The organism is Promicromonospora sp. NPDC060204, from assembly GCF_042728455.1.
Classification (GTDB): Bacteria; Actinomycetota; Actinomycetes; order Actinomycetales; family Cellulomonadaceae; genus Promicromonospora.
The window spans coordinates 1-9259 of record NZ_JBHWZO010000249.1 but is presented as its reverse complement, the minus strand read 5'-3'; the positions used below and the strand labels follow the sequence as shown (position 1 = coordinate 9259).

Here is a 9259-nt window from a genome sequence, read left to right as displayed (position 1 = left end):
CGGGTTTCTTCGCTTTGAGCCGCCGCAAAGCGAAGAAACCCGGGCCTCGAGGGGGAGGGCGGCTGGCGGCGGTGCGGCTCATGCCGGCGAGACGGTCGGCCGCGTGGCGGCCTGCCGTTGCGTATACGCACTGATGCCTGTCATCCCCTGCGAAGGGATGTCTTTCCTGACAAAGTCAACCCATCAAGAGTGGGTGCCCGGGCTCGACGCCGCGGTGTGCTCATAACACGTGCGTTATGGTGGAGGCATGGATGTGGAACGTCGTCCTGCTCGAGGAAGTTGATGCCTGGTTCCTCGACCTGGTCCGGACGGAGGACCCGGTGGCCGAGCATGTCGCCGCGGCGATCGAACTGCTCGCCCGGACCGGCCCCTCCCTCGGAAGGCCCGCGGTTGACTCGATCAAGGGGTCGACGGTCCACAACCTGAAGGAGCTCCGCGCGAGCACCGTCCGCGTCCTGTTCGCCTTCGATCCGGCCCGTAGGGCGGTTCTGCTCGTCGCGGGGGACAAGGCGGGGCGATGGGATGAGTGGTACCGGGCGACCATCCCGGTGGCTGAGCATCGATATGAGCAGTGGCTCATCGGTGAGTACGACGAGGAGGTGTGACAGATGGCTCGTTCATGGAACGAAGTGAAGGCCGACGCGGTCGCGACCGGCCTGGACGAAGCGCGAACGGCAGAGATCATGGCCGAGATGCGCGAGCAGGTGCGCGCGTACAAGCTCGCTGACATCCGCCGGTCCCAGCACATGACGCAGGCCGTGATCGCGCAGGGGATGGGCGTCGCGCAGCCACGGGTGTCCGCGATCGAGCACGGCCGACTCGACTCGACCGAGCTGGGCACGCTGCGGTCGTACGTGGAGGCCCTCGGCGGCCGGCTGCGGGTGATCGCGGACTTCGGTGACGAGTTCGTCGTCGTGCAGGGCTGACGCCTCAGTACGACGGCTTGTCCGGGGTGCGCTCGCCGACCGGGACCTCGACCGCCAGGGTGTTGCCGTCCTGGGCGAGCGGGCACGTCCAGGCCGGGTCGTAGGCGCAGGAAGGGTTGTAGGCGAAGTTGAGGTCGAGCACCAGGTCGCCGACGCCGAAGTCGTCGGGGCCGCCGCCCTCGCCCCCGTCGGACCCGCCGGTGTGCCCGAGCCAGGAGCCCTTGATCGTGTCGATGAGGTAGCGGCCGCCGCCGTAGGTGCCGCCGGGCGGGCCGGCCAGCGCGTCCTTGATCGGCACGAACAGGCCGCCGCCGTAGGAGGCGAGGCGCCAGACGTCGAGGGTGCCGAGGTCGCCCAGGGCGTCGGACCCCAGGGCGACCGTGCCGAGCAGCTCGAACGGCACGACGCCGTCGGTCCCGGTGGGGACGTCGAGGCGGCGCGGCGCGCCGTCGGGCCCGGGCTCGGCGGGCACGATCGGGGCGCTCAGGCGCCAGGCCGGGTCGTACGGGGTGACGGTCAGCCCGGTGAAGCCGGGCCGCTCCTCCGGCAGGATCGGCGAGACCGGGTGGGTCGCGAAGAGCTCGTCCCGGGCGGCGATCCAGCCCGCGTGCGCGGCGGCCGGGTTCACGACGGCGCGGGTGCGGGCCTCGGCGTACAGCGCGAAGACGCGCCGCCGCCAGTCCGCGGTCTGGAGCGCTGTGATGGCCGGTGAGGTGGTGGCGGCGTGCGTCATGCGTCCGACACTACCCACCGCCGCTGACACCCTGCCGGGCGGCTGCGGGTCAGCGGCGCTCGAACAGCTCGTAGACCCGGTCCAGGCGGTCGTAGGCCTCCTCGAACCACTCGTCGGACACGGGTACTGCGGTCGTCACGTCCGTGAGCAGACTCATCGTGTCGCTGACGGTGACGACGAGCATGTTGTCGTGCTCCCAGCGGACGTGCACCTCGGTCGCCTTCTGGTCCGCGCGCCAGGCGACGTCCTGCCCCAGGTCCAGCGCGTCGAGGGCCTCCCGCCAGGCGTCCAGGTCATCGTCGCCGACGAGTGTCGGCAGCGCGCCCCGCACACCACGCCCGGCCGCGAGATCCCCGCAGTCGATCTCGATCGTGCCGGTTGCCTCGATGGCGCGTCCGTCCTGAGGGGCGAGCGAGTCGATGCGGAGCGCCACGACGTTGCCATCGGTCCCGAAGCGGAAGAGCTCGCACGGCAGTCCTGCGGGTTGACCCGCATCCTGTGATGTCACGGGCGCGAGTCAACCACGACCCACCGACACCCGGGATCAGGCCTTCGGCGTCAGCCGGATGACCGGCATCTCCCGGTCCGTCGTCTGCTCGTAGCGGCGGAAGTTCGCCGCCTCGGCGGTGATGCGCTGCCACGCCTCGGCGCGTTCCGTGCCGTGCAGCTCACGGGCGGTCACCGCGACCTTGCGGCCGCCCAGCTCGACCGTCAGCCGGTCGGGGTGGGCGGCCACGTTGAGGTACCAGGCCGGGTTGGTCGCCGCGCCCCAGGCGGAGGCGACGACGAGCCAGGAGCCGTCAGGCCCGGGGAACCACGCGAGCGGCGTCGGCCGGGCCTGTCCGCTCTTGCGCCCGACGGTGGTCAGGACCAGGAGGTTCTTGCCCATGGTCGTGGCCGTGGTGCGCCGGGCGTGCCCTGCCATCAGGCGGTTCAGCCAGCGGAACACGGGCCCGGGCACTCGCGCGCCGCGGGTGCCGGTCGGGTGGGAGAAGCTCATGGAGCGATCCTCGTCGGTGGTCGGGTGCGGCCGCCGGGAATCATGCCAGAGGTCAGGGCTTCGGCGTCAGGTGGATCACGGGGATCTCCCGGTCGGTGGTCTGCTCGTACTTGCGGAAGCCCGGGGACTCGTCGGTGATCTGCTTCCAGACCTGCGCGCGCTCCGTGCCGTGCAGCTCGCGCGCGGTCACCGCGACCTTGCGGCCCGCCAGCTCGACGGTCACCTGGTCCGGGTGCGCCGCGAGGTTGAGGTACCAGGCGGGGTTGGCCTGCGCGCCGGCCGCCGACGCCGCGATGAACCAGCCGCCGTCGGGCGCGACGAAGTAGCCGACCGGGTTCTCGCGGGGCTCGCCGCTCTTGCGGCCGATCGTGGTCAGCACCAGCAGCGACATGCCCATCGTCTTGCCGTCCGTGCGCCGGGCACGGCGGGCGATCAGCCTGTTGAAGAAGCGGGTGGACCGGCCCGGCTGCCGCGCGCCGCGCGTGCCGGTCGGATGGGTGAAGCTCATGGTGCTGCCTCCGCTGGGGCGTCCGAGAAGAAGTTCGTGCCATTGACTATACATGGCACGAACCATGTTGGCTGTGTACCTTTGACGAGTGATGCCCGACGAGACTCCCGACGCCTTGCCGGGCTGCGCCGCGCACGGCATCGGGGGCATGCCCGAGCTCGTGGAGCTCGCCGTGGTGCTGACCGCCACCGTCGCGCGCGTCGCCGAGCAGCACGAGCTCACGCCCATGCAGGGCCGGCTGCTCTGCGGCCTCGGCGACCAACCCCAGCGCATGGTCGACCTGGCGCAGCTCCTGGGGATCGAGAAGGCGGCGCTCACGGGCCTCGTCGACCGGGCCGAGCGGCGCGGGCTGCTGGAGCGCGGCCCGGTTCCCGGCGACCGCCGGGCCGTCCAGGTGTCGCTGACCGACGCCGGGACCCAGGCGGTGGCCGCCTTCGAGGCCGGTGTCACGAGCGCGCTCGACGGCCTGCTGGCCACGCTGCCCGCCGGGGACCGGCCGGAGTTCCGCCGGCTGGCGTCGGCCGTGGTCCTGGCGGCCCGGGGTGCGCGCGCGGCCTAGGATCACGGGGTGCTGCGACTCTCCGACGTCACCTACCTCGTCCGCGACCACGACGAGGCGATCACCTTCTTCGTCGACATCCTCGGGTTCGCCCTGCGGGAGGACGAGACGAATGCGGCCGGCCGCCGCCGCGTCGTCGTCGGCCCCGCGGAGGGCGGGACCGGCCTCGTTCTCGCGCTGCCGGGCGCCGACGACGTCGTCGGGCGGCAGGCGGGCGGGAAGGTCGCCTTCTTCCTCGAGACCGACGACTTCGCCGCCCAGCACGCGCGGATGGTCGCGGCGGGCGTGCGGTTCCGCGAGGAGCCGCGGTACGAGGCGTACGGGACGGTCGCCGTCTTCGAGGACCTTTACGGCATGCCGTGGGACCTGATCGAGCCGCCGTCGGGCGCGTGAGCCCTCAGGCCGCGTCAAGACCGAAGGCCCCCGGGGGCGTACCCCGGGGGCCTTCGGTGTGGCGGAGCGGGTGTCAGCCGCAGTGCTCGAACGGGCTCGTGTAGCTGGTGGACCCCACCGAGCCGCCCCACTTGACGCAGGTGCCGGGCGCGGACCGCTTGACCGGGCCGGCGTAGTACCCGTAGCTGCCGGAGTCGGTGGTGCGCGAGGCGCCCTGCGGCTCCAGGAAGGCCGAGACCGCGCTCGGGGTGCCGAGGTTGGTCGACTTCAGCGTGACCACGCAGTTGCTGCCGGTCCCGGAGTTGTACAGCAGGTAGGTCCGGCCCACCGTGCCGAGCGCGGCCTGGTCGACCACCGCGAAGCCGCTGCCGCAGACTTCCGTCGGCGTGTACGGGTTGTTCGACCCGCAGGCGTTGGTGCTGGTCACGGCCTTCTTCTGGCCCACGGAGACGGTCACGCCGTCGACGGTCGGCGAGGTGTCCACGACGCCGGCCGAGCTGCGCTGCTCGTAGTGCAGGTGCGGCGCGTCGGAACCGCCGGTCGAACCGACCGTCCCGATGACGGTGCCCTGGCTGACCGACATCGTCTGGCCCGGGTTGCGCACCATCGTGGCCAGGTGGGCGTACCGCGTGCGGGTGCCGTCGCTGTGCACGATCTGCACCCACTTGCCGTAGCTGGTGCTGCCCTCGTCGTCGAAGGTGGCGGTGCCGCCGGCCGTGGCCCGGACCGTCTCGCCGTTGACGGCGTCGCTGCCGTAGGTCTGCCAGTCGATGGAGCCGTTGGGGCTGTGGCCCCCGCTCCAGTTGTTGGCGTAGAACGTCTTGCTGCAGCTGAAGGGCGACTTGTGGGAGATCGCCAGCACGCCGGCGCCGCCACCCGGCGTCGTCGGGGAGGCCGTGGCCGACGCCGTCGGCGAGGCGACCAGGGCGAGCGCGGCCAGGGCCGCGAGCGCCCACTGCCTGGCGGATCTTCTGCGGAACGGGGAGTTGCCTGTCATTGGTGCTCTCCATCCTGAGGTCTGACTCTTGGTCTGACGCAGGAAGGCTGGCACGGCGCCGGGCCGGTGCCCATGGGGAGTACTGCCCGTGGACGGCTCGCCGGTGGGTGTGGCCGGTCAGCCGGTGACCCGGCCGGCGCCGCCGTCGACGGTGACGGTCTCGCCGTCGCGCAGCGTCGTCGTGGCGCCGGGTACCGCGAGCACCGCGGGGATGCCCTGCTCGCGGGCCACGATCGCGGCGTGCGACAGGACGCCGCCGGTCTCGGTGACCACGGCGGACACCAGGCCGAGCAGGGCGGTCCAGGACGGTTCGGTGAAGCGGCACACGAGCACGTCACCGGGGCGCACGCGGGTGAAGTCGTCCGGTCCGTGCACCACGCGTGCGGGCCCGGACGCCCGGCCCGGGCTGCCGGGGGTCCCGGCCAGTTCGACGACGAAGCTGTCCGACATGACTTTCTCCTTCGGCGACCGTTTCGCGTTGACACTCTCCACCGGACGATGCACGGTGCACCGTGTGACCCGTATCCCGGTGCCCGGCCGATCCTCTCAGCCCGAGCTGCTCGTTCTCCACTCCGTCCGGATCCAGGGCATGGCGGACGACGACGCCGTGGCCGCGCGGTTCGGCCTCGATCCGGCGGAGACCAGCGAGACGCTGCTCGACGACGAGGCGTACGGCTGGGTCCGGCGGGCGGCGTTCGGGACCACGGCGGGCTGGTCGCTGACGGAGCGCGGCCGCGCCGAGGACGACCGGCTCCTCGCCCTGGAGCTGGCCGAGTCGGGGGCGCGGGCCGTCGTCGAGGAGGTGCACGAGGCCTTCGGGCCCCTGAACGCCCGCCTGCTGCAGGCGTGCACCGACTGGCAGCTGCTCCCCGCGGAGGACGACCGGCTCGCGCCGAACACGCACACCGACGCGGACTGGGACGCGCGCGTGCTGGACGAGCTCGCGGCCCTGGGCGGCGAGCTGGCGCCGCTCGTCTCCTCGCTCGCCGCGGTGCTGGCCCGGTTCGACGGGTACGACACGCGGTTCGAGCGGGCGCTCGACCGGGCGCGCGCCGGGCAGGGCGAGTGGGTGGCCGGGACCGGTATCGCGTCGTGCCACGCCGTGTGGATGGAGCTGCACGAGGACCTGCTCTCGACGCTGGGGATCCCGCGCGGTGCGTGACGGCCCGTGGTGCTGGCCGCCCCGCGGGACGGCCCGCGCGGTGCGTAGTACCTGGTCCGGCCGCTAGGTTCGTCGCATGGCGACCCGACACCTGTACCTGGCCCGGCACGGCGCGGCGGACGCGTTCGGCGAGCTGACCGACGTCGGACGGCGGCAGGCGGAGCTGTTGGGTGCGCGGCTGTCCGCGCTGCCGGTCGACGCGGTGTGGCACTCGCCGCTGCCGCGCGCTACGGCGAGCGCGCGCGTGCTCGGCGAGCACCTGCCGGGGGTTCCGGTGGCGGAGGCGGCCGAGCTGGTCGACCACGTGCCGTACGTGCCCGCCGCGCCGGACCTCCCGCCGGCCTGGGCCGGCTTCTTCGACGGGTTCGACGACGCCGAGCGCGCCCCCGGCGAGCGCCTCGCGACCGCGCTGGTCGACCGGTTCGCGCGGACCGTCGACGTCGAGACCCACGAGGTGCTGGTCACCCACGCGTTCCAGGTCGCGTGGCTCCTGCGCCACGCGCTCGACGCGCCCCCTGCCCGCTGGCTCGGCCTGAACAGCGGGAACGCCGCGCTGACCGTGATCGAGTACCGCGACGGCCTGCCGCCCACGGTCGTGCTGTTCAACGACATGGGGCACCTGCCCGCCGACCTGCGCTGGACGGGTTTCCCGCCGTCGGCGCGGCCCTGACGGGCCCCGGTCCGGCGCTGTCTAGGGGATCAACCCCGCCCAGCGGCGCGACAGGTCCACCAGCGCGACCCGGTTCAGCACGTCGATCTCCTGCTGGGTGTGCCAGGCGACGCCGTCGGTGGAGCCGTCCTCCTCGACGCGCAGCTCGCCGCCCGTGATGCGCGCCCGGTAGACGATGCGCAGGGCCTGTCCGGGGCGGTCCGCCGCGTGCACGCGCTCGGCGGCGGGGAACACGATGCTGTCGACGCCGAGCAGCCCGGCCAGCTCCACGTGGTAGCCCGTCTCCTCGTAGACCTCCCGGACGGCGGCGTCGGCCGGGTGCTCACCCGGGTCGATGCCGCCGCCGGGCATCGTCCAGCCGTGGTGCGTCCCCTCGGACCAGTGGGGCAGGAGCATCCGGCCCGGCTCGTCGGTGATGACCGCGTACGCGGAGACCCGCAGGTCCATGGTCCCGTCGGTGCTGGTGAACATGGTGACCATCATGGCGTGTCCAGGGCATATGCACGATGCACAACGACTGGTACGGTCGGCAGCGAGGTCCGGGCCGCGCGTCCGGACGCCCCAGCGCACAGGAGGCTCCGCGTGCACCCCGGACACACCTCGGTCCCCGCCGGCGGCGGCCCTTTTCCCGGCGTTGTCGTGGTGCACGACGCCTACGGGATGACCGACGAGCTGCGCCGCGTCTGCGACCACCTCGCCGCGCAGGGCTACCTCGTGCACGCGCCGTCGATGTACCAGCGCGGACGCTGCCTGCGGCAGACGTTCGCGAGCTTCGTCGCCGACCAGGGACCCGCCTACGACCGCCTGGAGGAGGCCCGGGCGGCGCTCGCGGCCCGGCCCGACTGCACCGGCAAGGTGGGCGTCATGGGGTTCTGCCTGGGCGGCCGGTTCGCGCTGGTCGCCGCCGGGCGCGGCGGGTTCGACACCGCGGCGGTGAACTACGGCCTGCTCCCGGCCGGCAAGCAGGAGCCGGCGGAGCTCGACCGGATGCTGTCGGCGCCCTGCCCCGTCGTGGCCAGCTACGGCGGCCGGGACAGGGTGGTCGACGTCGTCGAGGTGGACAAGCTGCGCGCCGGCCTGGAGCGCAGCGGCGTGCCGGTGGACCTCAAGGTGTATCCCGAGGCGACCCACTCGTTCCTCGCGCAGTACACCGGGGCGCTCGGCATGCTGATGCGGGTCCAGGGCATGTCGCACGACCCGGAGGCGTCGGCGGACGCCTGGGCGCGGACGCTCGCGTTCTTCGCGGAGCACCTGGGCGGGCCGGCGCCGGCCTGATCTCTCCCCACGCCCGGGCTGGCCGGCCCCGCGACCGGCCCTGGCCCGGTCAGTCGAACAGCGCGGCCAGCTCCGCGGCCTGCGCCCGCCCCACCGCGCGGCCCGCGACCGCCGACGGCCCCCGAGTGGCGGGGGAGAGGGGGTTGATGCCGAACGCTTCGAGCGACGCGTCGTCCGCCCCGATCATGAGCACCTTCGCGGGTGCCAGGGCCTCGACCTGCTCGGTGGCCGACGGGCCGAACGGCGACGGCGACCCCGGCCGCTGCGGCGTGATGACCAGCACGTGGTCGGCGCCGGCGGCCAGGTCGATGTTCGCCACCGACCGGATGCCGCCGTCGACATAGCGCCGGACGCCGATGGTCACCGGTGGCCACACGCCCGGCACGGCGCAGCTCGCGGCGATGGCGTCCAGGAGCCGCACGCCCGAGTCGCGGCGGAAGACGCGCAGCTCGCCCGACTCGGCGTCGACGGCCGGGATGGCGAGGTCGGTGTCCGGCCACCGCGTGCTCTGCAGGTGCGCCTCGTGCTCCTTGAGCCGGGTCGCCTCGTCGGTCGTCGGCGCAGCGAGCGCCATCGCGCCGATCCTGCGGCGGATCACGAGCGGGTCGGGCGGGGTGCCGTCGGCCGCCGGCTCCAGCGCCGCGGCCCAGCCCGCCAGCATGGCCGGCCCGTCGAACTCGACGACGAAGTCGAGGCCGTCGTCGACGAGCTGTGCCTCGTACAGCTCCTCCAGCGGCGTCCCGCTCGTGACCTGGGCTGCCACGGCGGACCCGGCGGAGGTGCCGACCACGCGGTCGGCGCCCACGAGTCGGGCCGCGAGCTCACGGTCCTTGTCGGCGATGCCCTGCAGCACGCCCAGCTCCCACGCGACGCCGGCGACGCCGCCTCCTCCGAGTACGAGTGCGTCCGTCATGTTTCGCACACTACGGCCGCCCCAGATGCGGGGCGCGCCGACGCCAGGGTGATCCCAGGGTGACGTCCCCTCCGTTGAGTGCTGGCTATTTTTTTTGTGCAACCCGTTTGAGAAAAAAAAAAT

Annotated in this window: 15 protein-coding genes; 7 read left to right on the top strand and 8 right to left on the bottom strand. The window is 73.1% G+C overall.

Annotated features, from left to right (window positions below; translation table 11 throughout):
• Positions 1-251 precede the first annotated feature (251 nt).
• Together ACFWEJ_RS23750 and ACFWEJ_RS23745 are read left to right on the top strand one after the other, a co-directional pair.
• The gene (locus ACFWEJ_RS23750; protein ID WP_377231648.1) at positions 252-605 is read left to right on the top strand and encodes a type II toxin-antitoxin system RelE/ParE family toxin; all 354 of its coding nucleotides are present in this window, start codon (positions 252-254) and stop codon (positions 603-605) included.
• A gap of 3 nt (positions 606-608) precedes the next feature.
• Positions 609-926: an XRE family transcriptional regulator gene (locus ACFWEJ_RS23745; protein WP_377231647.1), complete on the top strand. Its 318-nt coding sequence runs from the start codon at positions 609-611 to the stop codon at positions 924-926.
• Positions 927-930: 4 nt separating this feature from the next.
• Here the strand turns inward: ACFWEJ_RS23745 and ACFWEJ_RS23740 are convergent, their stop codons facing one another.
• Genes ACFWEJ_RS23740 through ACFWEJ_RS23725 form a run of 4 tightly spaced genes read right to left on the bottom strand, consistent with a single transcriptional unit; the run spans position 931 to position 3167 of the window.
• Complete coding sequence (locus ACFWEJ_RS23740; RefSeq protein WP_377231646.1) at positions 931-1659, bottom strand: DUF1684 domain-containing protein; 729 nt, start codon at positions 1657-1659, stop codon at positions 931-933.
• 49 nt (positions 1660-1708) lie between these two features.
• A complete protein-coding gene (locus tag ACFWEJ_RS23735) occupies positions 1709-2167 on the bottom strand; it encodes a DUF5959 family protein (RefSeq protein ID WP_377231645.1) in 459 nt (152 codons plus the stop codon).
• Positions 2168-2203: 36 nt separating this feature from the next.
• Positions 2204-2659: a nitroreductase/quinone reductase family protein gene (locus tag ACFWEJ_RS23730; protein WP_377231644.1), complete on the bottom strand. Its 456-nt coding sequence runs from the start codon at positions 2657-2659 to the stop codon at positions 2204-2206.
• A gap of 52 nt (positions 2660-2711) precedes the next feature.
• On the bottom strand, positions 2712-3167 hold the full coding sequence (locus ACFWEJ_RS23725; protein WP_377231643.1) for a nitroreductase/quinone reductase family protein: 456 nt from the start codon (positions 3165-3167) through the stop codon (positions 2712-2714).
• Between the two features lie 91 nt (positions 3168-3258).
• Here ACFWEJ_RS23725 and ACFWEJ_RS23720 point away from each other — a divergent pair, with 91 nt between their 5' ends.
• A complete protein-coding gene (locus ACFWEJ_RS23720; RefSeq protein WP_377231642.1) occupies positions 3259-3726 on the top strand; it encodes a MarR family winged helix-turn-helix transcriptional regulator in 468 nt (155 codons plus the stop codon).
• 9 nt (positions 3727-3735) lie between these two features.
• A complete protein-coding gene (locus ACFWEJ_RS23715; protein ID WP_377231641.1) occupies positions 3736-4119 on the top strand; it encodes a VOC family protein in 384 nt (127 codons plus the stop codon).
• A 73-nt stretch (positions 4120-4192) separates the two neighbouring features.
• Here ACFWEJ_RS23715 and ACFWEJ_RS23710 read toward each other — a convergent pair whose 3' ends face one another.
• Together ACFWEJ_RS23710 and ACFWEJ_RS23705 are read right to left on the bottom strand one after the other, a co-directional pair.
• Positions 4193-5116, bottom strand: a complete 924-nt coding sequence (locus ACFWEJ_RS23710; protein WP_377231640.1) for a M23 family metallopeptidase — start codon at positions 5114-5116, stop codon at positions 4193-4195.
• A 117-nt stretch (positions 5117-5233) separates the two neighbouring features.
• Positions 5234-5566, bottom strand: coding sequence for a PEP-utilizing enzyme (locus tag ACFWEJ_RS23705; RefSeq protein ID WP_377231639.1), 333 nt, complete (start codon positions 5564-5566; stop codon positions 5234-5236).
• Positions 5567-5630: 64 nt separating this feature from the next.
• Between ACFWEJ_RS23705 and ACFWEJ_RS23700 the strand changes: the two genes are divergently transcribed.
• Together ACFWEJ_RS23700 and ACFWEJ_RS23695 are read left to right on the top strand one after the other, a co-directional pair.
• The gene (locus tag ACFWEJ_RS23700) at positions 5631-6278 is read left to right on the top strand and encodes a transcriptional regulator (protein ID WP_377231638.1); all 648 of its coding nucleotides are present in this window, start codon (positions 5631-5633) and stop codon (positions 6276-6278) included.
• A gap of 76 nt (positions 6279-6354) precedes the next feature.
• The gene (locus ACFWEJ_RS23695) at positions 6355-6948 is read left to right on the top strand and encodes a histidine phosphatase family protein (protein WP_377231637.1); all 594 of its coding nucleotides are present in this window, start codon (positions 6355-6357) and stop codon (positions 6946-6948) included.
• Between the two features lie 21 nt (positions 6949-6969).
• Here the strand turns inward: ACFWEJ_RS23695 and ACFWEJ_RS23690 are convergent, their stop codons facing one another.
• The gene (locus tag ACFWEJ_RS23690; RefSeq protein WP_377231649.1) at positions 6970-7395 is read right to left on the bottom strand and encodes an NUDIX hydrolase; all 426 of its coding nucleotides are present in this window, start codon (positions 7393-7395) and stop codon (positions 6970-6972) included.
• Between the two features lie 135 nt (positions 7396-7530).
• On the opposite strand from ACFWEJ_RS23690, the gene ACFWEJ_RS23685 reads away from it, so the two are divergent.
• Complete coding sequence (locus ACFWEJ_RS23685; RefSeq protein WP_377231636.1) at positions 7531-8223, top strand: dienelactone hydrolase family protein; 693 nt, start codon at positions 7531-7533, stop codon at positions 8221-8223.
• 49 nt (positions 8224-8272) lie between these two features.
• On the opposite strand, the gene ACFWEJ_RS23680 is transcribed toward ACFWEJ_RS23685, so the two are convergent.
• The gene (locus ACFWEJ_RS23680; RefSeq protein ID WP_377231635.1) at positions 8273-9136 is read right to left on the bottom strand and encodes a patatin-like phospholipase family protein; all 864 of its coding nucleotides are present in this window, start codon (positions 9134-9136) and stop codon (positions 8273-8275) included.
• Positions 9137-9259: the final 123 nt, after the last annotated feature.